The sequence below is a fragment of the Rheinheimera sp. MMS21-TC3 genome (assembly GCF_032229285.1).
Taxonomy (GTDB): Bacteria; Pseudomonadota; Gammaproteobacteria; order Enterobacterales; family Alteromonadaceae; genus Alishewanella.
The window spans coordinates 551,486-576,066 of record NZ_CP135084.1; the positions used below are offsets into that span (position 1 = coordinate 551,486).

Consider the following 24,581-nt stretch of genomic DNA (forward strand, 5'->3'; position numbering starts at 1 on the left):
TAAAGTTGAATTATGCAAGTAACAGAACCAACAATTTGGCAAGAAATAGACGAAGTAAAGCAAGCGGTAGCAGAGGTGTTAAGCCATGCTAAGCAGTTAGGCGCTAGCACCGCTGAGGCGTCGATGAGCCGCACTAAAGGCTTAAGCGTAGAAACACGGCATGGTGAAGTTGAAACGGTAGAGTTTAACCAAGACGGAGGCTTAGGCATTAGTTTATATTTTGGCCAGCGCAAAGGCTCGGCCTCTACTGCAGATTTAAGCCCACAAGCATTGCGCCGTGCAGTGGAAGCTGCTGCCGATATAGCTCGTTATACTTCGGAAGATCCGCACACCGGCGTAGCAGAAGCCAGCTGGTTAGAAATGTCACCGCCCGATTTAGATTTATTTTATCCAGATTCCATCAGCACAGAAGAAGCCATAAGCTTATGTGCTGGCGCTGAGCAAGCCGCTTTTGCTACTGACCCACGCATTACTAATTCTGAAGGGGCATCGTTTTCGTCGCATCAAGGCTTAAAAGTCTATGGTAATAGTCATGGTCAGTTAGTTGGTTACCCTAGTTCACGCCATAGCTTTAGTTGTGTTGTTATCGGTGAAGATGGCGATGACATGCAGCGCGACTATAGCTTTACTGTGGCCAGACAATATCAAAAATTGCTTGATCCTAAGCAAGTAGGCCGCGAAGCTGCAGCAGAAACTATCGCTAGGTTAAATGCACGTAAAGTTGCCACCCAAAAAGTGCCGGTTATTTTTCGTGCCGACATTGCCAGTAGCCTATTTGGCCATTTAGTGTCGGCTATTAGTGGTGGTAGTATTTATCGAAAATCTAGCTTTTTATTAGATAAAGTGGGTAAGCAGGTAATGTCACCTAAGATTACTATTTTAGAGCAACCTCACTTAAAGCAAGCGTTAGCGTCTAGCCCGTTTGATGCTGAGGGCGTAAAAACCCGCGATTTAGCCGTTATTGAGCAAGGCGTATTAAATACCTACCTAACAACGAGTTATTCAGCACGTAAGTTAGGCATGGCAAGCACAGGCCATGCTGGCGGTATTCATAACTGGTTGCTACAACACGGTGATGAAGATTTAGCCCAGTTATGCCGCACTATGGGCAAAGGCTTATTGGTTACCGAATTAATGGGCCAAGGCGTTAATACCGTCACCGGCGATTACTCTCGTGGTGCAGCAGGCTTTTGGGTTGAGAACGGTGAAATACAGTTCCCAGTTGCAGAAGTGACTATTGCCGGCAATTTAAAAGATATGTTTATGCAAATTCAAGCTGTAGGTTGTGATGTTGACCGTCGTGGTGGCGTCCATACAGGCTCTATATTAATTAGCCAAATGCAGGTAGCGGGAAGTTAGTGCTGCTTAGTGCTTAGTGCTGAGTTATGAGTGCTTAGTTGTGAATGTTAAGTACCTAGTGTTCAGTTAAAAAAAGCCCTGATTAATCAGGGCTTTTTTATTAGATAAATTAATCTACTTTGGTTTTTAAACCGCGGCGAATTAATAAGGCATCTGTAGTTGGCTCTTGGCCACGGAAAGCTTTGTAAGACTCCATAGGCGCGCGCGAGTTACCTACCGATAAAATATGTTTACGGTAGTGCTGACCATTTTCAAGTTTTAAACCACCTTGCTGTTGCACATAGGCAAAAGCATCAGCCGCTAAAATTTCACTCCACATATAGGCATAGTAACCAGCAGAGTAGCCGCCGCCCATAGAGTGTGAGAAGAAGGTCGACTTATAACGTGGCGGTACAGCCGCTAAATCAATGCCATGTTTCTTCAGAGCTTTAGCTTCAAACTCGTTAACGTCTTGTAGCTCATCATCAGCGCTAATAGAGTGCCATTCCATATCTAATAAAGCAGCAGACATATATTCTAAGGTGTCAAAACCCTGATTAAAGCTGCGAGACTTCATTACTTTTTGTAATAGCTCAGCAGGGATAGGCTCACCCGTTTTATAGTGCTTAGCGTAGTTGGCAATAACATCAGGGTAGGCTGCCCAGTCTTCTTCAAAAGTAGATGGGAATTCAACGAAGTCACGAGATACTGAAGTACCCGCTAAACTTGGGAAGTTGACATCAGACAGCATGCCATGCAAACCGTGGCCTAATTCATGGAACATAGTGGTTACGTTGTCATAGCTAACAAGGGTAGGCTGGCCTGGTTCAGCTTTAGGAATGTTCATTACATTCACTACTACAGGTTTTTGGCCTGTTAAGTTAGATTGGCCAACAAAAGAGCTCATCCAAGCACCGCCACGCTTACCTTCACGAGCAAAGTAGTCAGCATAGAAAATAGCAATGCTACTGCCATCAACGTCAAATAGCTCATAGGCTTTTACGTCTGGATGATAAGTAGGTAAGTCAGGGCGTGGTTCAAAGCGAACGCCGTATAAGCGGTTAAAGGTATAAAAAACACCGTCATTTAATACCCGCTCAAATTCAAAGTACTGCTTAACTTCATTTTCGTCTAAGTTAAATTTTTCTTGGCGAACAAATTCAGCATAGTATTCCCAATCCCAAGGCTGTAATTCAAAATCACCGCCTTTTTGCTTGATCATTTGTTCAATCGCCGCTGCTTCAACTTTAGTGTTAGCAATAACAGCTGGCACCATAGAGCCTAGCATGTCATAAACAGCCTGTGGTGTTTTAGCCATTTGTGACTCTAAGCCATAGCTGGCCCAGTTGTCATAACCTAACAAACGAGCACGTTCTGCACGTAACTGCGCTAAACGGGCAACGATAGGACGGTTATCGGTTTCACCGCTTTGGTTACGATAAGCCGAGGCTTCCCATACTTTTTTACGTAATTCACGGTTGCTTAGCTGGCTTAATACCGGCTGGCGCGTAGTGTTAGTAATACTTAATAAGTATTTGCCTTCATGGCCAGCTTCAGTTGCTGCAGCTGCTGCTGAGGCAATTTGCGACTCAGATAAGCCGTCTAATTCTGCTTTAGTATCAACAATTACGGCAATTTTTTTCGTTTCGGCTAACAGGTTTTGTGAGAACTTATTGGTTAACGTAGAGTGCTCTTCGTTAAGCGCTCTAATAGCTACTTTTTCTTCTTCAGTTAACTGGGCACCAGCACGAACAAAGCGCTGATAATACACTTCAATTAAACGTACCGATTCGCCGTCTAACTTAAGTTGGTCACGCTGCTCGTATAAGCTTTTAATTCTGGCAAATAGTTTTGGGTTTAAATTAATATCGTCTGAGTGGGCAGCTAGTTTAGGTGCCATTTCAGATTGAATTTCACGGCGAGCGGGGTTAGAGCTTGAACCTGCTAAGTTATAAAATATGCGTGAAGTACGGGTTAGTAATTCACCGCTTTTCTCTAAAGCAACTAGGGTGTTTTCAAAGGTTGCTGGCGCTGGATTATTGGCAATTGCCAATACTTCAGTCATTTGTTGCTTCATACCTTCAGTAAAAGCTGGTAAGAAATGCTCGTCTTTTATATCAGAAAAATTTGGCGCTTCGTATTGTAAGGTACTTTTTTCCATTAAAGGGTTACTCGTGCTTATCTCTGCTGTTGCAGCAGTAGGTTGAGGCGATGCTTGTTGCTGTGAGGTGGTATTGTCGCCGCAGGCAGTCAGGGCTAAAGCTAAGCCTACCGCTGAGGCAATAAGAGTTTTACGCATGTGTATCCCCTAGAAAAATTAATTAAAATTATAACAGTGTTGCTAATGTTACGGTTTAAAGTTAAATGGCAGTAGCTTTATTAGCTTGATGACAATGCAATTCAATATAAAAACAACTGCCTTGAGGTTGGTTTGGGTAATAGCCAATACTGCCATGCATATTGTGCATTATTACCTGACTGATTGCTAAACCAAGCCCTGTGCCACCGACATTCCTAGTATCGGAGCCATCTGCTTGAGTAAAGCGATTAAATAGGTTAGGTACAAAACTTTCTTGTACGCCTTTACCGTTGTCAATAACCGTTACTCGTATTAAGTCAGAGGCTTTAGTAATACTGACCCTGATAGTACTATTGGCCGGTGAGAATTTACAAGCATTAACCAATAGATGCAGCATTACATCGGTTAAACGTTGTTTATCTGCGAGTATCTGTATGGTGTTGAGCTGTTCTGCAGCTTCAATTTGAATAATTTGATGGTTTTCTTGGCAAACTGTTTTTACTGATCCGACACATTGTTTTATAACCTCAACAATAAGGACGGGTTTAATATTAAACTTCATACTTTGGTTAGTTAATTGCTCCATATCCAATAAATCATTAATTAATTGGCTAAGCTGTTGGCTATTGTTAAGGGCTAATTGCAAAATTCTAGCTTGGGCTGGAGCTAAGTTACCCAAAGCACCACCAACTATAAGGCCTAGTGCGCCAGTAATTGAGGTTAAAGGGGTGCGTAACTCATGGCTAACATTAGATATAAATTGTTGCTTTAATTGTTCAGCTTTATGCCACTGTGATAGATCGCGCAACACTATTAAATGTCTTGGCTTTTGCTGCAGAGTAATAGCACTTAGCCTTATAGCTAACGGAAAAGAAGAACCATCGTAACGTTGGCCTAAGGTTTCATATTCAGTGTTTTTATCGGCAATAGTGCGAACAATATCATCAGTTAAACTAGGCTCTGCTAATAAAGTAGACCAATGCATACCGGGTAAAGTAGCAGAAAGGTAGCCAAAAATACTGTAACAAGGTAAATTGCTGTGCTCAATAATGCCACTAAGGTCAGTAGTGATAATAGCATCAGCCACGTTATCCATTACCGTCTGTAAATAGCGTTTACTACGCTGTTGTTCTAACATACTTCTGTGTAAATATTGCTTAGATAACAATAACCAAAACAATAAAACGACAATTAAACCAGTGGCTGAATAACATAACAGGCGGATAAGGCTACTTTGATCAGCTAGTGTCGCTAAGGTTCGAACAGCAAGTTGCCATTTAGCGCCACGTAACTCTATATCTAATAGTAAACTAGCGTCATAAAATAAACTGTTATCACCATAAAAAGCAGGTGCAACAATTTCATTGTTAGAGGCTGGTCTAATGGCGATGGCAATATTTTGCTCAGTGGCTTGCTTAGCAACCAGTTGCCAAACAGAATCTATATTAACAACAGTGCTAATTAAGCCCCAATAAGTATCCGACTCGGCTAAATACACAGGAATTCGATAAATAAACCCCATACCGCCTTGTACTAAAGGTATAGGCCCAACCAATTTGGCTTGGCGTTTGGCAATAATGTCTTTAATTTGCGGCCATTGATCGGGCAAGTCAGGATAATATATACCTAGAGCTTTAGCATTGTCCTGTAAGGGATATAAATGTAGTAAGTGGTTATTAGGTGCTGCGCCAATATTACGTATATGCTGAGCTTGACTGACTAAACCTTGTAATAAAAGGTTAATTTCAGTAACCGAGACTTTGCCATTACTAGCTTTTATATAAGCACTTAAAGCGGCACTTAAATAAAGCGGAGAATTCAACTCTGACTCAATTAAAGACCGTATTGGGTCTGCACTAGCAATTTCTTGCTTTAATAGTTCACTTCGGGTTAGCTGTTGTTGGTATTTTACCAACTGTTCAGTTGCATATATCAGCGTGCCTAGTAAGGTAAATAATAATAGCCACTGGCCAGCAGGCAACAAAAACTTATTCGACATAGATTTCAAAGCATCTTCAAAAGCGTGGCAAATATAACTGTAACGGTAAGCTATAAAAGTTGCAAACTAAGACGAAAAAAACTAACTGCAGAAAAAGCGAGCGGTTAAGCAATAGACATAGAGCCAAAGCCTGACTATAATGCGCAGCTTCTGTATAGCAGATTACGCACCCGTAGCTCAGATGGATAGAGTACTGCCCTCCGAAGGCAGGGGTCCCGCGTTCGAATCGCGGCGGGTGCGCCATAAAACATCAAAACCACCTATAGGGTGGTTTTTGTGTTTTAAGCACCCAGCCCAGTGAGAACGCGTCGTTCGACCAAAATGTCAGGAACATTTTGGAACAGCTTCAGCTGGCCCAAAGGGCGAGGGCAGGATAGCCCGAGTAATCCGGCGGGTGCGCCATATAAATCAAGGTCTTAGCTGAAAAGCGAGACCTTTTTTTATGCCTTGTGACCACCATGTGACCATATCGTGACCAACGTAATTTTTACTCTTATAAAGAAAAAGCTGAAATTGACTTCTGCTTTATCGGCGAGTCCTGCAGTGGCTTGATAATCATGAGCCAGAAAGTGCGATATTGTTACGTCATCTATGGACCTGCAGTAGTCCTGGTGCTCGTTATGGTTATAAAGCAGAAACCTACTTAGCGCCTGCATTACAGCTGGCTGATAGAATGAGTTCACAAATTACAATGAGTGCTTAAGGCCTTTTAAAATTAAGCTATTGATACCTAGTAATTGCTGCCTAAAATACTTATCAAGTGTTTTAAGCGGTAATATTTGTATAAGTTAGGATTGTCATTATTAAAGACTGAGCGCTACGGCTTTGCTGAGTGTTGTTTTTTAGAAAGGTAGGGATATCATGTTACAATGAATATGTTGTAACTTGTAAAAACAATATATTCGTTGTATTCTTTTAAAACAACATAGATGTTGTATGTTTAAAGTGAATAGGTAGCCACTATGCAATATCCAGTATTAACAATCGCTCAATTAAAACTGTATATCAAAGCGCTTCGCAACAAGTTGGGTTACACACAAGCTAATGCTGGTGAGCTATTAGGGCTTACACAGCAAGGGTATCAACGATTAGAAAATAACCCAGAAAGTATGAGTGTTGAGCGGTTACTTGTGCTACTTCAAACTCTACAAGCAGGTTTAGTTATAGAAGTGCGCACCAAGCCAGAAGATAACATTCAGAGCTCAACAGCTATCAGCGAGCCAAAAAATATAGACACTCGAGCTGATAACCCTTCAAACCAGTCAAAAATAGCGAGTGAAAGCAACAATAAATCTAGGGTGTTAGCGGTTCGCTCTAATAAAAAGTTGGAGTGGTGATGTATGCAGATTAAATTAACCTCGCAGCATTTAGCAATATGGATGAATGGCGATATTGTAGGGTACTGGCACCCTGTTAAACATACCTTCCAATATGATGATGCATGGATAGCAAACCCGTTATGCCGGCCACTTTCTCTTTCATTGCCAATTGTTCCTGGTAATAGTGAAATTAAAAGTGAAGCGGTTCTTAACTATTTCGATAACTTGTTGCCGGACACGATGGATATACGTAGGCGTATAGCAACAAAATTTGGTACTAAAAATACCGAGGCGAGTGAGCTACTTAGAGCTGTTGGTAGAGACTGTATTGGCGCTATTCAAATATTGCCTATAGATGAAATTCCAGACATATCGCAGATCGAAGGTAAGTTACTTGCTGAAAGTGACGTTGCTGACTTATTAATTGAGGTGCCAAAAGGGTTCGGCCGTAGCCATAAGGATGACCCGCTTCGGTTATCACTTGCTGGCGCTCAGGAAAAGACAGGCTTGTTATTATTTGAGGAAAACTGGTATATCCCAAGTGGCTCTACGCCAACGACACATATATTTAAATTGCCTCTAGGCCTAATAGCAAATATGAATGTGGACCTATCGACATCCGTTGAGAATGAATGGCTTTGCTCACGCATTGTTCAAGGCTATGGGATCCCGGTTGCTAACTGCCAACCAATGTCTTTTAGTAATGGTAAACAATCGGTAAAAGCATTAGTAGTAGAAAGGTTTGATCGTAAATTGCTTATTGATGACGGCGTAATCTTAAGGTTGCCTCAAGAAGATATGTGTCAAGCGCTAGGCATTAACTCATTAAATAAGTATGAGAGTGATCAAGGTCCTACTGCAAAAGCGATTATGGATATATTGCAAAGCGGCTCAAATTCGCAAGCAGACAGTCAACTATTCTTTAGAGCATTGATTGTTTTTTGGATATTGGCAGCAATAGATGGTCACGCTAAAAATTTTTCAATTCAATTAAAGGGCGGCAACAAATATCAGCTTGCACCATTGTATGATGTTTTGTCTGCACATCCGATTATTGGTAAAGGGGCCAATCAAATTGCAAAACAAAAAGCTGAATTGGCAATGTCAGTTGTTTCAAATAATAAACACAAAAAAATATTCTCAATGGCAGCACGACACTGGATTACTTTTGGGCAGCATTTAGGTTTACGCCCTGATATTGTCATGCGCGAGCTATCTTATGTTTACTACCAAACAAATAAAGTAATCGACTCAGTTAAGCTAGAGCTACCAAAAGACTTTCCTGAGTCAGTGTCAAATCCGATATTCACTGGTATGACTGTACTTAATGAAAAATTGGCTGTAATACTTGAATAAACCTTTTTGATTTGTAACTACCCCGTAAAATAATACAGATTACTCGTAGAATTTCTTTTAAGCTAGAGCAAAGGAGTTTTACGATGAGCAAACGCAAAACAGAAAGCCAAATTGTGGCGATTTTGAAAGAAGCCGAAGTGGGCGTGCCCATTAAAGATATCTGCCGTAAGTATGGCATTGGCAATTCCACCTTTTATAAGTGGCGTGAAAAGTATGGCGGTATGGAAGCATCCGATGTACGGCGCTTAAAAGAGCTTGAAGAAGAAAACCGGCGACTCAAGCAGATGTATGCCGAATTAAGCCTGAAATCACAGATGCAGTATAACGCGAGTATTGTAAAGTGCTGTAATGTGGTCGGCATCAGCCGTACCGCCTACTACTACGAGCCTAAGCTGGCCGATGATGATGAATTCATTGATGCCTTAAATGCGTTAGTTGAAAGGCATCATCGGTGGGGTTTCCCTAAATGCTTTAAACGCCTTCGACAGCTACACAAGCGTGTCTATCCTGTTTATACACAACTAAAACTGAACCTACGACGCAAAGGAAAGCAGCGGCTGCCCAACCGTAATCCGGACCCCTTGGTTGCACCGAGTGCACTGGGTAAGTGCTGGTCAATGGATTTTATGAGCGATATCTTGCACAACAAAGTCCGGTTTCGGACATTTAACGTTATTGATGACTTTAACCGTGAAGTACTAGGGATTGACATCGCGACCAGCATGCCATCATTACGTGTGATACGTTATCTAGATCAACTTGCTGAATGGCATGGCTATCCTGAAAAAAATCCGAGTTGATAACGGCAGCGAGTTCACCTCAGAAGTCTTCGTCAACTGGGCACAAGCACATGGAATTATGATTGACTAACCGGGTTGCCCATACCAAAACGCATATATTGAACGATTTAACCGAACGTATCGTGATGATGTACTGGATTTATACATATTCAACAACCTGAATGAAGTGAAGCAAATAACTGAAGAGTGGATTGAGTTGTATAACACTGAACGGCCGCACGACTCACTTAATGACATGACGCCACTAGAGTACAGAAATGCGGCATAAATACTCTACGAGATGACTGTGTTATAAATGGGGCATTTACAGCTTGGTTCCCTGCTGGAAGCACTTTATCTTCAAGACAATTTAAAGGTTTTTCAGAAAAATGGGAGTTTGTGGGGCAAAAGCTAGACAAACATCCGCTTTTGGGACGTTTACTGGTTGATGATAATTTAAAACCAATTCCGAATATGCAAAAAGGTTTTAGCTATTTACCGCTTACTACTTATTTAGATCGCAGTGCAAACCAAGCATGAACCAAACTTGCTTGATAAAACTGCACAGGTGAGTCAAAACCACCACGCTTAATAATAGACTCAACAGTACTTGGCGGCAAAATTGCCATATCTCTTACTAAGGCTGAACCTAGCTTTTCTTTAGCATCTGCGGGGACATTGCCAGCATGTAGCATAGTTCCCCACATTTTTAGCAAGGCGTTATATTCGGCTGAACCTACCTCTGACGATAAATCGGCGCTAACTAATAATCCGCTGGGTTTAAGCCTTTCTGCAATTGCCCGAAAAAAGCATGAGCGTTGTTTATTATCAAGAATAAACTGTGAAACCATAAAACAAGTGGCCGCATCATAGAGTTCAGTATCGTCTAGTGATTCAACATAGCCATTATGAAATTGACAGCGAGAAATAAAGCCTTCTTTTTCTGCCCTTTGCCGACACAAGTTAAGCATGGCAGCAGAGGGTTCAACGGCAGTAAATTGCCAGCTTGGAAACTTATTAGCTAAATAAGACAACTCTCTGCCGGTACCTAACCCGACACACATTATTCGAGCATTTAGTGGTAAGTCTGCAAAGATCCATTCCAGCTGAAAATACAAGCCTTGGTGAATAGGCGCCAGCTTGTTTAGCTGAACCTCATAGCTGGAAGCTAGCTTATCAAAAACGGCTTTTAATTGTTTTGGATCCATCTAGCACCGCCACCTATTTAACTGTCTGTACAGTCTGTTTTATCTGAGGTATCCCCAGAAATTCTGTAGTTAATCGCCAAAAACATCTAACCATGAATACCGCCATGAATGTTAAAACTATGCTCGCCGATTTCCTCTGATTTGTCACCCCTAAAAGTATGCAGAAAGCGCGATTTTCTGTCCTGTTGGACGCGGTTACAGCTCTTTGTCCACATTTGCACTGGGCGTTTTTAAAGCAACTCAAGGCCATGTTACCTAGCGACTGTAAGCCTGTTATTGTCACCGATGCTGGCTTCAAATTGCACTGGGTTGCACAGTGGAATTGGGCGCTAATCAAATTGGCAAAGAGCTGATACTATGGGGTGTAAATTTGTGGGGATCCCTCAGCTAGTTCGGTTTATTTTATTGTTCATTATTAATAAACTTGAACAGATAAATAAACGCCGAATAACATTAGGTTTTAAACAACACGATATGATGCTGCAAGTAGGGATATCGCGTCAGCAATATCAGAGACTAGAATCGAAAGGCAACCCGCGGCTTGATACGCTTGAGTTAATAGCTAAAGGGCTGAAAAGTGAAATATTACTTATTCCAAATGAAAAGCTTAATGCCGTGATAGCGTTACTGTGCGAAGGATCTAGTCCATCCATTGATGCATTGCCTTCTGATAATGAGAAAAGTAAGTTTTAACTGATGATCCATGGCAAGGATTGCTGGGGGAAAATGAATGAGCACTGCCAATGAATAATGAGCATAAAGCTGGGTTAAAAGCGCACTGGAGTAAACTTCATGATGATTTTAAAATTTATGCCTTACCTAAAGATAAAAATTGAATCGCTAGAGTTAGCAATTTAGTTCAAATTAGCTTAAAAACTGTCGAAAATTTTCGACATCAAAACTCAGATATTTTTTATAAATTATAAATTTTTGTCGAGGGAAAGAGTCAATATCGATGCTCGAATTGATATTTATTTGTGCCCAAATATGTGCCCAAATGGTGCTGTTTTAACAGGGGATTTGTTGGCGCTGATATATGCATATGTGTTTGATATATAGGGATTTTATTTTTGTGGGGTTGGTTTTAATTGCCCTCCGGAGGCAGAGGCCACAGGTTCGACAAAAACGTCGGGAGCGTTTTTGAACAGCTTTGCTGGCCCGAAGGGCAAGGGCAGGACAGCCCGAGTAATCCGGCAGGTGCGCTATAAAAATCAAGGTCTTAGCTTTTTCTTTTGCCAGTAATCATTGGTCGAAGTAATGAAATCTTCCCCCACCAACTAACTAAAATTATTGCGATAATATGTATTAAAACGATTGCATACAAAGTATTTGCAAATATTGAATGTATATTTTTTATTAATGAATTACCAAAAAAATAATCTATTTCTTCAAGTATAAACCCCGTTGTTGCTAAGCCAATAACAAGTAACCAAGTGCTAATAATCATTAACCAGCCTATTGGGTTGTGGCCGCTCTGACTAGGAATATTGCGGGAACGCAGATGCGAATAATGTAATGCGAAATTTTTATAATGCAGATTTAAATGCTTAAAACTAGCATAATTTGTAGTTATTGTTGCCCAGACAATTCTGACTAAAATAGTGGTTAAAGCAATATATCCAAATACTTGATGTGGATTACTTCCTGGTTCAAGTAAAAAATAATTTAAAGTAAAAGCCAATACGAGGATCCAATGGCATACTCTTACCAATGGATCCCATATTAATAAGTATTTAGCCAAATCTAGTGGCTTTCTTGTTTTACTATAGAGCCATCTACAGGATTAAAGTAAATTTCTACCTTACTGTTATTTTTATCTGTTCCATAAATTTCATAACAATTCCCTTTAGTAACTTTAAACTCATTAATTTTATAGCCTGAAGCAAGTAAGCTGGCTTGAAACTTATCTTGATCTAGCCATTCAGATTGTGGATCACTTGTGCAAACTGTCGGGTTATCAGCTACACCACAACCGTTTAGTAAAGCTGCACTGAATACTAATGCAATTAAATATTTAATTTTCATTTTACATTTCCTTTTTAGATGAAAGTTATACAATTCATATTGATTAGGATAAGAATAGGTTAAAAAATTAGAATTTTTAAGCCTATCAATATTAACACAATTCCGCCTAGTAGCTCTGCTTTACTTTCTAACCAAGAGCCTGTTAGCTTTCCAATGACGACACCGAGCCAGCTAAAAATTAAAGTGGTTATGCCTATAATAAAACAAGCAGATATAGGATTAACTTGTAATATAGTTAGAGAAAAGCCTGCAGCCATTGCATCGATACTAGTAGCCAATGCTAGAATAAGCATAACCTTATGAGTTATTTTAACTATATTATTTTCAACGCCTTCACTTCTTGATTCATATATCATTTTCCCGCCGATCAAAGTAAGTAATACAAAAGCAATCCATGGTGCTAATACTTCAATCCAAACAAAAATTCCTATACCCACAGCATAACCAATTAAGGGCATGATACCTTGGAATAGTCCAAAATAAATACCAGCAATTAATCCTAAAGGTAATCTGGTCTGGCTGTGTTTGGCACCAAGCCCAATAGATACGGCGAATGCATCCATACTTAATGCTAGTGCTAGTACGATAACTTCAAACATTTAGAACGCGATCCTTTTACTTAGTTGTTGCTTCTATCAATATCCACTAGTAATAACTGAAGCAAAATATTTTCACAAAAATAATGATACTCTATTTACGTTAAGATAACGCTTTCTACTTGCCCCCTCTGGCAGGATAGTTGTCACTACTTAAAATTTAACCAGTTGGGGCGTTAAGGGCTGATTATGCCAAGTTACAGTGAAGAACGTAAACAAATGATTTTGAGTAAATTATTACCACCATCAAATATGTCTGTTGCCCAAGTATCAAGAAGTGAAGGTATTGGTTTGCAAACTTTGTATAATTGGCGAGATAAAGCCAAACAACAAGGTCGTCCTGTGCCCGGAAACAAATCCACCCCAGAGCAATGGTCAGCAGAAGCTAAGCTTGCCACCGTGATTGAAACTGCCAGTTTAAATGAAGCCGAACTAAGTGAGTATTGTCGTCAAAAAGGGCTTTATGTTGAACAAGTAAAAGCGTGGAAAGCAGATTCTTTAAGAGGTTTTAAAAGCTCTCGTGAGCAAGAGCTTGAGACAAAACGCCAGCGTCAGGCTGACCATAAAGAAATTAAACAGTTAAAACGCGAACTTCGCCATAAAGAAAAAGCACTGGCTGAAACTGCGGCATTGCTGGTACTACGAAAAAAGTTAAATGCGTTGTGGGAGAACGACAGCGAGGACGACTAACCTCGTTCTCACAGCGCACAGAGTACGTGTTGTTGATACAAGAAGCGAATAAAGCGGGAGCGAGGCTTTATCTGGCGTGTAATGAAGTTGGCATTTGGCCTCTTTTTTCTTTTAAGCCAAGAATAATAGTACCACCGTCAGTGTTGGCAAACGCGCTATAGGTTTCCCACATATCTTTCGGTATTGCACCTTTTCCATCTATGCCACTAGCTTGCTTACACTCTAGCTCTGATGATTCTCGTAAAAGAGATATATCTTCTAGCGTCTTAATTTCAAATCTTGCCATTTATCACCGTATGAATAAAAAAGTGAGCTACCGAGAGTGAAAAGTTTATATCGATATTTAAACACTTTTTGCCAAGTAAAACTAATCTAACTCCAGAGCTGTGTATATTGTTTTAAGACAGGTAATGGTGGATCGTTAACATAAAATTAATGTGCTACGACCCCATATTAGGTGTTACTCCACGTTTTGGATCTGCTCTCGCATTTGCTCTATTAGCACTTTAAGTTCTACTGCTGCATTGGTGATTTCTGTGCTGATGGCTTTGGATGATAGCGTATTGGCTTCGCGGTTGAATTCTTGCATCATAAAGTCTAGGCGTCGGCCACAGGCGCCGCCTTTTTTTAGGATGTGTTGGGTTTCTTTAATGTGGGCGTCTAGGCGGTCTAGCTCTTCTGCTACGTCTGATTTAGAGGCAATAAAGGCCATTTCTTGCTCTAGGCGGCTTTGGTCGAGTTCGGCTTTAATTTCGGTTAAACGGTTTACAATGCGATCACGTTGCCATTGCATGGCTTGCGGTAGGTGGCTGCGAACAAAAGATACTTGTTCTGTAATGCCGGTTAAGCGTTGCGTAATCATTTGTTCTATGGCGTCGCCTTCGCGGCCACGGCCGGCTAAGAAGTCTTGCAAGGCGGCATCAAAACCAGCGAGTAGTTCTTTTTGAATGGCATCGATGTCGTCATTCGGTGTTTCCATTACGCCTGGCCAGCGCATAATGTCGGCGATATTAAGCTGAGCTTGTGGTGCCTTGGCTAGTAATAATTGCGCTTGCTGTAGCAGTTGCTCGGCAAAGCTATGATTAATGTTAAGCTCGCCGGCGGCTTGGTTTGCATGAAAGCGAAGGTTTACTTCTACTTTACCGCGATTCAATTTAGCCCGTAGTTTGTCACGTAATAGGTTTTCTAAGCCTCGAAATTGCTCTGGTAGGCGAAAATAGGTTTCTAAATAACGCTGGTTAACTGAGCGAATTTCCCATTGGGCGCTGCCCCAGCTGGCGTTGGTTTCGTGACGGGCGAAAGCGGTCATGCTATGGATCATAATTAAGTCTCTAACAATAAATAATGCCTGAGTATACCTTAGCTTAATCGATTTTGGCGAATTGATAGCCCTGTAAGCCGTTAGCCTTTATAATAAGCACCAAATTCATTATAGGAGTGCAGCTATGCGTCCAAGTGGCAGAACCGCCAGTCAGATCCGTCCCCTTACTTTTACTCGCCAGTTTACGGCTCATGCTGAGGGCTCAGTATTAGTTGAGTTTGGCAATACTAAAGTGATTTGTACCGCTAGTGTGGTTGAAGGCGTACCGCGCTTTATGAAAGGCCAAGGTAAAGGTTGGATTACAGCTGAATACGGCATGTTACCTCGGGCGACTCATACCCGTAATGACCGTGAAGCCGCGCGCGGTAAGCAAGGTGGGCGTACTATGGAAATTCAGCGCTTAATTGGCCGTGCTTTACGGGCAGCGGTGAATTTAAAGTTATTAGGTGAAAACACTATTACTATTGACTGTGATGTGATCCAAGCTGATGGCGGTACTCGTACTGCTTCTATTACTGGCGCTTGTGTTGCATTAGTGGATGCGCTTAATTTTATGCGTGCTAAAGGCACCATTAAAACTAACCCGTTAAACTTTATGGTGGCAGCGGTTTCTGTTGGTATTTATAAAGGCACGGCCATTGCCGATTTAGATTACGATGAAGACTCTAATGCTGATACTGATATGAACATTGTAATGACCGAAACCGGCAAAGTGATTGAAATTCAAGGTACGGCTGAAGAGGCACCATTTAGCTTTGAAGAAATGCAGCAAATGTTCGACTTAGGCAAGCATGCTATTCGCGAAATTTGTGATGAGCAAAAACGGGCTTTAGCATAAAGCCATTTTGTTGAACGCTAATTTAAATAGGTATTTATTGCATGAAACAGTTTCAACGTGACTTTATTGAATTTGCCTTAGCGCGTCAGGTTTTAAAATTTGGCAGCTTTACCTTAAAGTCGGGCCGCACTAGCCCGTACTTTTTTAATGCAGGTTTATTTAATACAGGTAGTGATTTAGCTAAATTAGGTCGCTTTTATGCCGCTGCATTAGATGATGCAGGTTTAGAGTTCGATGTGCTATTTGGCCCTGCTTATAAAGGTATTCCTATAGCCACGACAACAGCTGTAGCGCTGGCGGATCACTATAATCGTGATGTGCCTTATTGCTTTAATCGCAAAGAAGCTAAAGCCCATGGTGAAGGGGGCAATTTAGTTGGCTCACCTTTAGCTGGGCGCATTATGTTGGTAGATGATGTGATTACTGCAGGTACAGCTATTCGTGAGTCTATGCAGCTTATTCAAGCACAAGGCGCAAGTTTAACCGGCGTATTAATTGCGTTAGATAGACAAGAACGCGGTAAGGGTGAGTTGTCGGCTATTCAAGAAGTGGAACGTGACTTTGCCACTAAAGTTATTTCAATTATTAGCTTACCAGATTTAATTAACTATTTAGCTGATAAACCAGAAATGGCCCAGCACTTAGACGCGGTTAAAGCCTACCGCGCCGAATATGGTGTTGAAGCCTAGGTTGGTATCTAAGTAGTGACTAGCTTGCTTTGCAAGCGTAACAAGTTCGCACGCGAACGGTAACTAGCGCTTACAGCGCGGTCACTGTTGCCAAAGGCAACTAGTCACTACTGTTTTTTACAGCGGTAACTAGTTCGCACAGCGAACGGTCACTAGCGCTTAAGCGCGGTCACTGTTGCCGAAGGCAACTAGTCACTATTATTATTTACACTCAACACTCAACACTCAACACTCACCACTCAACATTTACAACTCAAGCTTAAGCTTGCTCAAACAGGCTCTGTTGCATCAACTGCCACTGTGCTGGCCAGTGTTGGGTAGGTAGACGTTTAAAGCCTGAGCGAACAAATTGGTTTAATTTGCCTTCTACTGTGGCTAATAGCAGGTTAGCTAAGTCGGCTTCGTCGATAGCAAAGCTTTTGCCTTCACGCAGTTTGCGTTCGCGCAGGCATTGTTTTAGTTGGGTTTCAAGCTTATCAAAAAGCTGCTCTACTCGTTCTTGTAAGCGCTCGGGTTCACCTTGCAGGGCTTCGCCGGTTAAAATACAGCAGATCCCTGGATTACGTTCGGCAAAGATTAAAATTAATTGTAAGATCATTTCTACCCGGCTTTGGGTGTCTTTGTATTCGTCTAAAATGGTGTTAATGCGTGAAAGTAGGGTATCTTCAATAAACTCAATTAAACCTTCAAACATTCGCGCTTTGCTGGGAAAGTGGCGATATAAAGCGGCTTCTGATACGCCTACTTTAGCGGCTAAGGCAGCTGTGGTAATGCGTTGGCCATTATTACTTTGCAACATAGCGGCTAGTGCCTGCAAAATGTCTTCTTTGCGATTACTACGACGTGGTGCTGGCATTGATTATCCTGTTAAAATCTAAAATAGGGTTCTGTGCAGGCATCTACAGCAGAAAATACTTATTTCACCGCCTGCAAGGAGCACATCCCTGTGCCCTTTCCGGCTACGCGGCATCCATGCCGCTGCGAAATAAGTACATCTGCTTCCGATGCTTGTTAGATTCTATATATTTACTAAGCTTTGCCTGAGTGGCCAAAACCACCTTCGCCGCGCTGGGTTTGTTCAAAGCTGTCTACCAGATTAAATTCAGCTTGCACTACGGGCATAAACACCAACTGAGCAATGCGATCGCCAGGCTCAATGCTAAAGCTATCTTGGCCACGGTTCCACATCGACACCATTAAGGGGCCTTGGTAGTCTGAGTCAATTAAGCCGACTAAGTTACCTAGCACTATGCCGTGTTTATGGCCTAAACCAGAACGCGGTAAAATAGTGGCACATAAATTAGTATCGCCAATGTAAATAGATAAACCAGTTGGTATTAACTTGGTTTCGCCAGGGGCTAATTCAAGTGTGGTGTTGATACAGGCGCGTAAATCTAAACCAGCAGAGCCTGGTGTGGCATAAGCAGGTAAGGGAAATTCTGTTCCAATGCGAGGATCAAGTATTTTTAAATCTATGGCTTTTTTCATTTAAGGCTTCTATCTAAGTTGTTGGGTTTACATTGTTAGCAATTATATTTTAGCTACTAATTGAAACTGTTGTAACACATGCTGCAATATCTGTTGTGCTAAAGCCGATTTAGCTTGGGCAGGTAAGGCTAGTTGGCCTTGTGGCCAAATTAGCGTGACCGCGTTATGTTCGCTATTAAAACCTTGGTTAGGATCTGAAACGTCATTAGCACAAATCATATCCAGCTTTTTACTGCTTAATTTAGCTTTGGCATAGTCGATAAGATTATGGGTTTCAGCCGCAAAGCCAACGGTAAAAGGCCGGTGTTGGCTTAAGGCTGCAACGCTAGCAATAATATCGGGGTTTTTAACCATTTTTAGAATTAATTCAGCGTCACTGGTTTTTTTCAGTTTTTCTGCCGCAACTTCGGCCATTCTATAATCAGCAACAGCAGCACAACCAATAAAAATAGCACTGTTTTGTGCTGCCGTTAAAGCGGCTTGGTGCATTTGCTCTGCGCTAATAACATCTATTCGCTTAACACCAGCGGGTGTTGTTAAAAGTGTTGGCCCAGCAATAAGGGTAACATCAGCACCTAATTGCGCGGCAGCTGCTGCTAAAGCAAAGCCCATTTTACCCGAGCTATGGTTAGAAATGTAACGCACTGGATCTATCGCTTCGCGGGTAGGGCCGGCGGTAATAGCAATAGATATTCCTTGCCAGCTTAAATGGCTATCGGGCTTAGCTGCAACAAATTGCTCAATAGCAGCAACAATTTGTAACGGTTCTTCCATTCGGCCTAAACCAACATCACCACAGGCTTGTTCACCTGCTGCTGGGCCAATTATGTGAAAATTATGTTCATTTAATGTTGCTATATTTTTTTGTGTTGCTATGTTTTTATACATCTGCTGATTCATTGCAGGTGCGATAAAGAGTTCAGCTGTAGTCGCTAGCACGCAGGTTGTTAGCAAATCATCGGCCATACCTTGAGCTAGTTTGGCGATAACATTTGCTGTAGCTGGGGCAATAATAAAGATATTGGCCCACTTGGCTAACTCTATATGGCCCATAGCGGCCTCGGCGCTGGGATCTAACAAGCTGGTACTAACAGGGTTGCCCGATACCGCTTGCAAGGTTAAAGGGGTAATAAAATGTTGGCCAGAGTCGGTTAAAATAACTCGAACCTCTGCGCCGCGTTCGGATAAACGGCGGACTAAATCTGCGCTTTTATAGGCAGCTATACCGCCACTTACACCCAGTAAAATACGTTTGTTTGCCAAAGTTTGTTGCATATCAGGCTTACCAAGACCAAAAAAACTGTCGCTAAGATAGCACGAAAAGAGCATATCGGCATCAGTTCAGGGAGGATTCAGATGAGTATTCGTAATTGGCCAGCGGCAGAGCGACCACGCGAAAAGCTGCTACTACATGGAGCTAGTGCTTTGTCTGATGCAGAGTTATTAGCAATATTCTTACGCACTGGCATTGCCGGAATTGATGCCGTGAGTTTAGCTAGGCAGTTATTAAAGCAGTTTGGTAGCTTAAAAGGGTTGTTGTCGGCTAACCAGCAACAATTTTGCACGGGCAAAGGTTTAGGCGAAGCTAAATATGTGCAATTGCAGGCAGTATTAGAGTTAAGTAAGCGCTATTTAGAGCAACAAATTCAGCGAGAAACTGTTTTTACTGAGCCCTCAGCGGTAAAGCGTTATTTGCAGCATGCTATTAGTAATAAGCAGCGTGAAGTGTTTTTATTATTATATTTAGATAGCCAACATCGGCTTATTAAGACTGAATCACTGTTTAGTGGCACAATAGATGCCTCGCCGGTGTATCCGCGTATTGTAGTTCAGCATGCATTAGCGCATAATGCGGCCGCTGTTATTCTGGCGCATAACCATCCATCGGGTGTGGCTGAACCAAGTCGAGCGGACAGAAGTATTACCGACCGGCTTGTTCAGGCATTAATGCTAGTAGATATCAAGGTATTAGATCATTTTGTGGTTGGCGACACTGATGTCATCTCCTTCGCTGAACGAGGCTGGCTATAATACTTGGCTGGTGTTTATGCGAAAAACCTAGTGCAAAAAGAAGAATTAGCTTGAATAGCAAGCCTAATTCGTGTATAAATTGCGCCCTCTTTGTTTTGAGGTAACCTTCTCGGCCAGAAGGGTGACGACAGCTCGAGCTGATGTAATTTTGGAGAACAATTGACATGTCTAAAGTGTGCCAAGTAACTGGTAAGAGACCTATGGTTGGTAACAACCGCTCTCACGCCAAAAATGCTACTAAGCGCCGTTTCCTGCCTAACCTACAAACACACCGTTTCTGGGTTGAAAGTGAAAACCGTTTTGTTACATTACGTACTACTACTCGTGGTATGCGTATCATTGATAAGAATGGTATCGATGCCGTCCTAGTTGACGTGCGTGCTAACGGTCACAAGGTTTAAGGAATTAAATAATGCGCGATAAAATCCGTTTAGTTTCTTCTGCTGGTACTGGTTTCTTCTATACAACTACGAAGAACAAACGTACTATGCCAGAAAAAATGGAAATCAAAAAATTCGATCCTAAAGTGCGTAAGCATGTGATTTTCAAAGAAGCGAAAATCAAGTAATCGAAAAAGAAACCCGGTTTATTCCGGGTTTTTGCTTTTTAGTCCCCGCCTAAGTTACTATGCCGCTGCAATGGACGTTCACCTTGTGCAGATAGGCAGCAATATGATTAAACTCTCTCAGCGAAACTGGAACAATGTACTTATCTTTGTTGTGCTGATTTTAATGTTTTTTTTATATGGTATTCCACAACGTTTACTGCAATCTGATCCTATTCGTTATCGCTTAATACCCGAACATAGCCAGTTATTAATGGTTAGCTTTGGCCAGCAACGCTTAACCCAAGCCGGTACCCAGTGGCGATTACAGCCACAAGCGGTTGCTAATAATGGTGAGGCTAGGCTAGTAGACGCTGAAAAGTTAGCTTTAGCCTGGCAATATACCGAGTTATCAGAAGTGAAAACCGCCTCATTACAAAGTAAAGTGCCAGTTGCTCAAGCTAGTGTTCAAGTTGTAGGCCAATTTGAACCGATGATTTGGTTACTTTACCCAACTGATACTGGCTATTTAGTGCAGCAAGCTGGTAAAACTAACTTATTTCAGCTTACAAGCGAGCAAGCCGCACAGCTGTTTTTATTGCCTTAAATTAAAATTGTAACTGCCGGCCGTATTAGTATTAGCCAAGTTTATGTATTGGAGTTTTTAATGCCAGAGTTACCCGAAGTTGAAGTGTCGCGCCAAGGAATTAGCCCCTATTTACAAGGGCAAACCTTACTTAATGTTATTGCTAGGCAGCGCCAATTACGTTGGTGGATCCCTGATGAAGTGGTGGAGCAAAAGCAGCAACCGATATTATCAGTAACCCGACGGGCTAAGTACTTATTAATTGAATTACCTAAGGGCGATATTATTTTGCATTTAGGTATGTCGGGTCATTTAAAAGTTTTACCAACTGGTACAGTGGCAATAAAGCATGATCATATCGACTTTGTGCTATCGGGCGATAAAATATTACGTTTAAACGACACCCGCCGCTTTGGCGCAGTGTTATGGCAAGACCGAGGCCAAGTGCATCCATTACTAGCAACGCTTGGCCCTGAACCACTGAGCGATAAATTTAATGCTAGCCATTTAAACCAAGCCTTTGCTAAAAGACGCACAGCGGTAAAGCAAGTATTGATGGATAACCATGTTGTGGTTGGTGTAGGTAATATTTATGCTAACGAAGCCTTATTTAAAGCAGGTATTTTGCCTACAAAGCCAGCTAATCAAGTGTCTATAGCACAAGTGGCGGAACTGGCTAAGCAGGTAAAGTTGATTTTAAGCGCGGCCATTAAACAAGGTGGTACTACGCTAAAAGATTTTAGTGCAGCAGATGGCAAACCTGGCTATTTTGCTCAAGAGTTATTAGTTTACGGCCGTGGCGGTGAAAACTGTGTTAGCTGTCAGTCTGTATTAAGTGATATTAAAATTGGCCAGCGCAGAACAGTATTTTGTCCAGAGTGTCAGCAATAATAAGGTTAGAGATTAAAAACTACGGCTAGCCATTAATCTAAATTCAACACCGCTTAGGTTATCGTTATCAGTTAGAGCTTTAGTAATATCGATATGGATCATGGCTCCACGGCTAGAATGGCTAGAGAGCAGTCGTAAGCCACCACCAACACCTACTAAAGTTGAGCTATCAGTGTCTGGCAATTGCTGATCACTGCCTGGCCAAACTTTACCTACATCTATATAACCAACAAAAGCTACGTCTAGCAATTGCCATAGTGACCAATCGGTATAGCGGCGGTATTCAATACTATTAATTGCTCGGGCTGTACCACTGCGAAAATACTCAGGGTAAGCGCGCATATTCTGCTCGCCGCCTATGTATAGCGGCTCATCGCGAAACAAGTTATTACCTTTATCAATATTTACCTTAAACACTAAGCTGCTGTTATCAGTTAAGTGTTTAACTAATTGCCAATGGCTACTAAATAAAAACTGCTGTTGCTCAAAGCGACGTTGCAGCCAAGATGTCGCAGATAAAAGCCAAATGTCGTTTGCAAGTTGCCAGTTCTTTAAAGCGGAAAGTTGCCAAAATAGGGCGTTCTCATCTGCTCCAAGTCCTTTATTATATTGCCCAATCCGAGCATTAAGCTGCCAGCCAAAGTTAAAGTCTTCGGTACGGTTGAATGAGTTAATATTATAAAGCTTACGATAATCCGCAATAATATATTCATATTCCAGCCAAAAACCAGATAAGTTACGATCTTCTGGCAAAGCAAGGTAGGTGCCTTGCTCAGCAAGATTGAAATTGAAATCGTTTAACTCTGCAGCCAGTTTTATGCGGTGTATGTTTTTGCCTTTTATTGGTAATTTATAACCAAACTCAGCGTCAATTAAGCTATTTTGTCGCTGAAAGCGGTTAACTTCCTCACCGGCTTCATATTCGCTAACCTCTTCCGTATCACGCTGAATATTAAATAAAAATGACCAAGGCGAGGATAAGCGGTAAAAAGGCCGACTAAGTTGCAGTTGATAGTTGTCGCCATCTGAATTATTAGAGTATCGTAGTGAGCCATCCCAAAAAGTGCCAAACATATTGGGTGAATTAAAGCTTAAACCATAGCCAGTACGTTCAGTTTCACGCTTGTACTTAATGCCAAGCTTATTACCGCTACCCAGTATGTTATCGTCTTCAAAGCCTAAGGCGCTTTTGCTACGACCACCTTCGCTAGAAAAATCGATAGTAGGCAATAACGACCAGTTATCCCAAGTTTCTACCTCAACAATAATGCTGTTTTCATTGGCGCAATAATGGCTAATGCGTACTGTGGCTTCGCGTAAATAACTGCGGGTACGCAAGAGTCGCTCGGTTTCAGCTAGCTCTTTGGGGTCTAATAAAGAGCCTATTTCAAATAAGATATCGTCTTTAAGTACAGATTCTCGGGTGATGGTGTGGCTATAGTTAGCAAACTCATGTAGCCAAAAAGTACTTTTATGGGTTAAATCAAATACATTATTAGGGCTAAAAGTAATATCTTTAATAGTAATATTACTGCTGTCGACTAAAAAGCGGTTATCTGCCACTGGTTGGCAGTCGGCAAAAGTATAACTGCTAAAAACACATCCTATTGTTAGGTAAAGCGCAAGCCGCATAATAACTCCCTATAATGCTTTTTAGATAATATAGTGCAGCTAAGTGAAGCTAATATTAATAATTAGCCGTATAACCTACCCCAAGTTATTTGCTGGCATAACTATATTTATATCATGCCAGCAAGCTATGTACAGATGTATATAATTACTTATCGTTAGCATGAGTAAGAATAACACTACGTTGTGGGAACGGGATCTCAATGCCTGCAGCATCAAAGGCGACTTTAATATCTTCGTGCAAGGTGTTGCGTAATTCACGAAACTTCTCACGTTTTGCCCAAACTGAAAACTGAATATCTAAAGAAGACTCACCAAAACCGAGAAACATAAAAACAGGTGCTGGGTCGTCTAAGCTCAGTGGATTGTTGTCAGCCACTTGCAATAATAGCTCACGAACTTGGCGAATGTTCTCTTTGTAGGCTACGCCTAATTTAAGATCAAAACGTCGAATTGGAAACCGAGTTAAGTTTGTTACTTCGCTTTTAATTAAACTTTCGTTAGGAATACGAACAAATAAGTTATCAAAAGTCCGCAGTTTTACTGACAGTAAATCTATGGATAATACTTCACCTATAGTGCTGCCGACTTTAATGGTATCGCCAAGCTGAAAAGGTTTTTCACCAATTAAAAATAAGCCACTAATAATATTGGATGCTGAGGTTTGGGAAGCAAAACCAATAGCAACAGATAAAACGCCGGCGGCACCAAGGATAACACTTAAGGAAAAGCCAACCTGATTTAAGGCTGAAGCAATAAAGAGAGCCAGCACTAACCAATAAACTAAGCGCTTAAAAAGCACTATATGATGTTGTGAAAAGTTACTTTTGAATGTTTTTTCCACAGCCCGCGCTGCGATAGAGGCAATTAAAAAACCTAAGATTACCGATAGAATAGCCAAGAGAATGTTGCGCAACTGTTCGTGTTGGAGCCATGTTAAAATAAAGTCTGCCAT

24 protein-coding genes, 1 tRNA gene and 2 pseudogenes are annotated in these 24,581 nt (G+C 41.5%); 14 read left to right on the top strand and 13 right to left on the bottom strand.

Features of this window, described 5'->3' with window-relative positions; genetic code table 11:
* Positions 1-12: 12 nt before the first annotated feature.
* Positions 13-1,359, top strand: coding sequence for a metalloprotease PmbA (gene pmbA / locus RDV63_RS02900; RefSeq protein ID WP_313908001.1), 1,347 nt, complete (start codon positions 13-15; stop codon positions 1,357-1,359).
* A 109-nt stretch (positions 1,360-1,468) separates the two neighbouring features.
* On the opposite strand, the gene RDV63_RS02905 is transcribed toward pmbA, so the two are convergent.
* Together RDV63_RS02905 and RDV63_RS02910 are read right to left on the bottom strand one after the other, a co-directional pair.
* Positions 1,469-3,637: a M3 family metallopeptidase gene (locus RDV63_RS02905; RefSeq protein WP_313908002.1), complete on the bottom strand. Its 2,169-nt coding sequence runs from the start codon at positions 3,635-3,637 to the stop codon at positions 1,469-1,471.
* A gap of 61 nt (positions 3,638-3,698) precedes the next feature.
* Positions 3,699-5,636, bottom strand: coding sequence for an ATP-binding protein (locus RDV63_RS02910; RefSeq protein ID WP_313908003.1), 1,938 nt, complete (start codon positions 5,634-5,636; stop codon positions 3,699-3,701).
* Between the two features lie 166 nt (positions 5,637-5,802).
* Here RDV63_RS02910 and RDV63_RS02915 point away from each other — a divergent pair.
* From RDV63_RS02915 to RDV63_RS02930, 4 genes and pseudogenes are all read left to right on the top strand, one after another.
* Positions 5,803-5,879, top strand: a tRNA-Arg gene (locus RDV63_RS02915).
* Between the two features lie 719 nt (positions 5,880-6,598).
* Positions 6,599-6,973 carry a helix-turn-helix transcriptional regulator gene (locus tag RDV63_RS02920; RefSeq protein ID WP_313908004.1) on the top strand — a complete coding sequence of 125 codons (375 nt, stop codon included), beginning with the start codon at positions 6,599-6,601 and terminating at the stop codon, positions 6,971-6,973.
* A gap of 3 nt (positions 6,974-6,976) precedes the next feature.
* Positions 6,977-8,311: a type II toxin-antitoxin system HipA family toxin gene (locus tag RDV63_RS02925; RefSeq protein WP_313908005.1), complete on the top strand. Its 1,335-nt coding sequence runs from the start codon at positions 6,977-6,979 to the stop codon at positions 8,309-8,311.
* A gap of 83 nt (positions 8,312-8,394) precedes the next feature.
* Positions 8,395-9,379 (top strand): annotated as a pseudogene (locus RDV63_RS02930) (IS3 family transposase).
* 220 nt (positions 9,380-9,599) lie between these two features.
* Here the strand turns inward: RDV63_RS02930 and RDV63_RS02935 are convergent.
* A complete protein-coding gene (locus tag RDV63_RS02935) occupies positions 9,600-10,298 on the bottom strand; it encodes a class I SAM-dependent methyltransferase (protein ID WP_313908006.1) in 699 nt (232 codons plus the stop codon).
* A 357-nt stretch (positions 10,299-10,655) separates the two neighbouring features.
* On the opposite strand from RDV63_RS02935, the gene RDV63_RS02940 reads away from it, so the two are divergent.
* Complete coding sequence (locus RDV63_RS02940) at positions 10,656-10,991, top strand: helix-turn-helix transcriptional regulator (protein ID WP_313908007.1); 336 nt, start codon at positions 10,656-10,658, stop codon at positions 10,989-10,991.
* Between the two features lie 526 nt (positions 10,992-11,517).
* Here the strand turns inward: RDV63_RS02940 and RDV63_RS02945 are convergent.
* From RDV63_RS02945 to RDV63_RS02955, 3 genes are read right to left on the bottom strand one after another with little or no spacing between them, the layout of a single operon-like run.
* Positions 11,518-12,039: a cytochrome b/b6 domain-containing protein gene (locus tag RDV63_RS02945; RefSeq protein WP_313908008.1), complete on the bottom strand. Its 522-nt coding sequence runs from the start codon at positions 12,037-12,039 to the stop codon at positions 11,518-11,520.
* A 2-nt stretch (positions 12,040-12,041) separates the two neighbouring features.
* A complete protein-coding gene (locus tag RDV63_RS02950) occupies positions 12,042-12,323 on the bottom strand; it encodes a PepSY domain-containing protein (protein ID WP_313908009.1) in 282 nt (93 codons plus the stop codon).
* Between the two features lie 59 nt (positions 12,324-12,382).
* On the bottom strand, positions 12,383-12,922 hold the full coding sequence (locus RDV63_RS02955; protein ID WP_313908010.1) for a manganese efflux pump MntP family protein: 540 nt from the start codon (positions 12,920-12,922) through the stop codon (positions 12,383-12,385).
* 186 nt (positions 12,923-13,108) lie between these two features.
* Here RDV63_RS02955 and RDV63_RS02960 point away from each other — a divergent pair.
* Positions 13,109-13,704: pseudogene (locus tag RDV63_RS02960) on the top strand (IS3 family transposase); the annotation flags it as partial.
* Here the strand turns inward: RDV63_RS02960 and RDV63_RS02965 are convergent.
* Complete coding sequence (locus RDV63_RS02965; RefSeq protein WP_313908011.1) at positions 13,677-13,895, bottom strand: ATP-binding protein; 219 nt, start codon at positions 13,893-13,895, stop codon at positions 13,677-13,679. The pseudogene RDV63_RS02960 and the gene RDV63_RS02965 sit on opposite strands and share 28 nt — an antisense overlap.
* Positions 13,896-14,069: 174 nt before the next feature.
* Positions 14,070-14,930 carry a YicC/YloC family endoribonuclease gene (locus RDV63_RS02970; protein ID WP_313908012.1) on the bottom strand — a complete coding sequence of 287 codons (861 nt, stop codon included), beginning with the start codon at positions 14,928-14,930 and terminating at the stop codon, positions 14,070-14,072.
* Between the two features lie 124 nt (positions 14,931-15,054).
* Here RDV63_RS02970 and rph point away from each other — a divergent pair, with 124 nt between their 5' ends.
* Positions 15,055-15,768: a ribonuclease PH gene (gene rph, locus RDV63_RS02975; protein WP_313908013.1), complete on the top strand. Its 714-nt coding sequence runs from the start codon at positions 15,055-15,057 to the stop codon at positions 15,766-15,768.
* Between the two features lie 41 nt (positions 15,769-15,809).
* Positions 15,810-16,457, top strand: a complete 648-nt coding sequence (gene pyrE / locus RDV63_RS02980) for an orotate phosphoribosyltransferase (RefSeq protein ID WP_313908014.1) — start codon at positions 15,810-15,812, stop codon at positions 16,455-16,457.
* A gap of 259 nt (positions 16,458-16,716) precedes the next feature.
* Here pyrE and slmA read toward each other — a convergent pair whose 3' ends face one another.
* The 3 genes from slmA to coaBC all read right to left on the bottom strand — a co-directional run bounded on the left by slmA (position 16,717) and on the right by coaBC (position 19,220).
* Positions 16,717-17,313, bottom strand: coding sequence for a nucleoid occlusion factor SlmA (slmA, locus tag RDV63_RS02985; RefSeq protein ID WP_313908015.1), 597 nt, complete (start codon positions 17,311-17,313; stop codon positions 16,717-16,719).
* A 173-nt stretch (positions 17,314-17,486) separates the two neighbouring features.
* The gene (gene dut / locus RDV63_RS02990; RefSeq protein WP_313908016.1) at positions 17,487-17,945 is read right to left on the bottom strand and encodes a dUTP diphosphatase; all 459 of its coding nucleotides are present in this window, start codon (positions 17,943-17,945) and stop codon (positions 17,487-17,489) included.
* A 42-nt stretch (positions 17,946-17,987) separates the two neighbouring features.
* Complete coding sequence (gene coaBC / locus RDV63_RS02995) at positions 17,988-19,220, bottom strand: bifunctional phosphopantothenoylcysteine decarboxylase/phosphopantothenate--cysteine ligase CoaBC (protein ID WP_313908017.1); 1,233 nt, start codon at positions 19,218-19,220, stop codon at positions 17,988-17,990.
* Between the two features lie 81 nt (positions 19,221-19,301).
* Between coaBC and radC the strand changes: the two genes are divergently transcribed.
* From radC to mutM, 5 genes are all read left to right on the top strand, one after another.
* Positions 19,302-19,976 (top strand): RadC family protein, encoded by a 675-nt coding sequence (radC, locus tag RDV63_RS03000; protein WP_313908018.1) that lies wholly within the window; start codon positions 19,302-19,304, stop codon positions 19,974-19,976.
* Positions 19,977-20,140: 164 nt separating this feature from the next.
* A complete protein-coding gene (rpmB, locus tag RDV63_RS03005) occupies positions 20,141-20,377 on the top strand; it encodes a 50S ribosomal protein L28 (RefSeq protein WP_070048286.1) in 237 nt (78 codons plus the stop codon).
* An 11-nt stretch (positions 20,378-20,388) separates the two neighbouring features.
* A complete protein-coding gene (gene rpmG, locus RDV63_RS03010; RefSeq protein ID WP_008219722.1) occupies positions 20,389-20,544 on the top strand; it encodes a 50S ribosomal protein L33 in 156 nt (51 codons plus the stop codon).
* Positions 20,545-20,647: 103 nt separating this feature from the next.
* Complete coding sequence (locus RDV63_RS03015; RefSeq protein ID WP_313908019.1) at positions 20,648-21,127, top strand: hypothetical protein; 480 nt, start codon at positions 20,648-20,650, stop codon at positions 21,125-21,127.
* Between the two features lie 60 nt (positions 21,128-21,187).
* On the top strand, positions 21,188-21,997 hold the full coding sequence (mutM, locus tag RDV63_RS03020) for a bifunctional DNA-formamidopyrimidine glycosylase/DNA-(apurinic or apyrimidinic site) lyase (RefSeq protein ID WP_313908020.1): 810 nt from the start codon (positions 21,188-21,190) through the stop codon (positions 21,995-21,997).
* A gap of 12 nt (positions 21,998-22,009) precedes the next feature.
* On the opposite strand, the gene RDV63_RS03025 is transcribed toward mutM, so the two are convergent.
* Both RDV63_RS03025 and RDV63_RS03030 read right to left on the bottom strand, forming a co-directional pair.
* Complete coding sequence (locus RDV63_RS03025) at positions 22,010-23,629, bottom strand: hypothetical protein (protein ID WP_313908021.1); 1,620 nt, start codon at positions 23,627-23,629, stop codon at positions 22,010-22,012.
* A 145-nt stretch (positions 23,630-23,774) separates the two neighbouring features.
* On the bottom strand, positions 23,775-24,581 hold the full coding sequence (locus RDV63_RS03030; protein ID WP_313908022.1) for a mechanosensitive ion channel family protein: 807 nt from the start codon (positions 24,579-24,581) through the stop codon (positions 23,775-23,777).

Coding starts and splice junctions, on each gene's coding strand:
- pmbA (WP_313908001.1), top strand. CDS start 13: ATGCAAGTAACAGAACCAACAATTTGGCAAGAAATAGACGAAGTAAAG.
- RDV63_RS02905 (WP_313908002.1), bottom strand. CDS start 3,637: ATGCGTAAAACTCTTATTGCCTCAGCGGTAGGCTTAGCTTTAGCCCTG.
- RDV63_RS02910 (WP_313908003.1), bottom strand. CDS start 5,636: ATGTCGAATAAGTTTTTGTTGCCTGCTGGCCAGTGGCTATTATTATTT.
- RDV63_RS02920 (WP_313908004.1), top strand. CDS start 6,599: ATGCAATATCCAGTATTAACAATCGCTCAATTAAAACTGTATATCAAA.
- RDV63_RS02925 (WP_313908005.1), top strand. CDS start 6,977: ATGCAGATTAAATTAACCTCGCAGCATTTAGCAATATGGATGAATGGC.
- RDV63_RS02935 (WP_313908006.1), bottom strand. CDS start 10,298: ATGGATCCAAAACAATTAAAAGCCGTTTTTGATAAGCTAGCTTCCAGC.
- RDV63_RS02940 (WP_313908007.1), top strand. CDS start 10,656: ATGGGGTGTAAATTTGTGGGGATCCCTCAGCTAGTTCGGTTTATTTTA.
- RDV63_RS02950 (WP_313908009.1), bottom strand. CDS start 12,323: ATGAAAATTAAATATTTAATTGCATTAGTATTCAGTGCAGCTTTACTA.
- RDV63_RS02955 (WP_313908010.1), bottom strand. CDS start 12,922: ATGTTTGAAGTTATCGTACTAGCACTAGCATTAAGTATGGATGCATTC.
- RDV63_RS02965 (WP_313908011.1), bottom strand. CDS start 13,895: ATGGCAAGATTTGAAATTAAGACGCTAGAAGATATATCTCTTTTACGA.
- RDV63_RS02970 (WP_313908012.1), bottom strand. CDS start 14,930: ATGATCCATAGCATGACCGCTTTCGCCCGTCACGAAACCAACGCCAGC.
- rph (WP_313908013.1), top strand. CDS start 15,055: ATGCGTCCAAGTGGCAGAACCGCCAGTCAGATCCGTCCCCTTACTTTT.
- pyrE (WP_313908014.1), top strand. CDS start 15,810: ATGAAACAGTTTCAACGTGACTTTATTGAATTTGCCTTAGCGCGTCAG.
- slmA (WP_313908015.1), bottom strand. CDS start 17,313: ATGCCAGCACCACGTCGTAGTAATCGCAAAGAAGACATTTTGCAGGCA.
- dut (WP_313908016.1), bottom strand. CDS start 17,945: ATGAAAAAAGCCATAGATTTAAAAATACTTGATCCTCGCATTGGAACA.
- coaBC (WP_313908017.1), bottom strand. CDS start 19,220: ATGCAACAAACTTTGGCAAACAAACGTATTTTACTGGGTGTAAGTGGC.
- radC (WP_313908018.1), top strand. CDS start 19,302: ATGAGTATTCGTAATTGGCCAGCGGCAGAGCGACCACGCGAAAAGCTG.
- rpmB (WP_070048286.1), top strand. CDS start 20,141: ATGTCTAAAGTGTGCCAAGTAACTGGTAAGAGACCTATGGTTGGTAAC.
- rpmG (WP_008219722.1), top strand. CDS start 20,389: ATGCGCGATAAAATCCGTTTAGTTTCTTCTGCTGGTACTGGTTTCTTC.
- RDV63_RS03015 (WP_313908019.1), top strand. CDS start 20,648: ATGATTAAACTCTCTCAGCGAAACTGGAACAATGTACTTATCTTTGTT.
- mutM (WP_313908020.1), top strand. CDS start 21,188: ATGCCAGAGTTACCCGAAGTTGAAGTGTCGCGCCAAGGAATTAGCCCC.
- RDV63_RS03025 (WP_313908021.1), bottom strand. CDS start 23,629: ATGCGGCTTGCGCTTTACCTAACAATAGGATGTGTTTTTAGCAGTTAT.
- RDV63_RS03030 (WP_313908022.1), bottom strand. CDS start 24,581: ATGGCAGACTTTATTTTAACATGGCTCCAACACGAACAGTTGCGCAAC.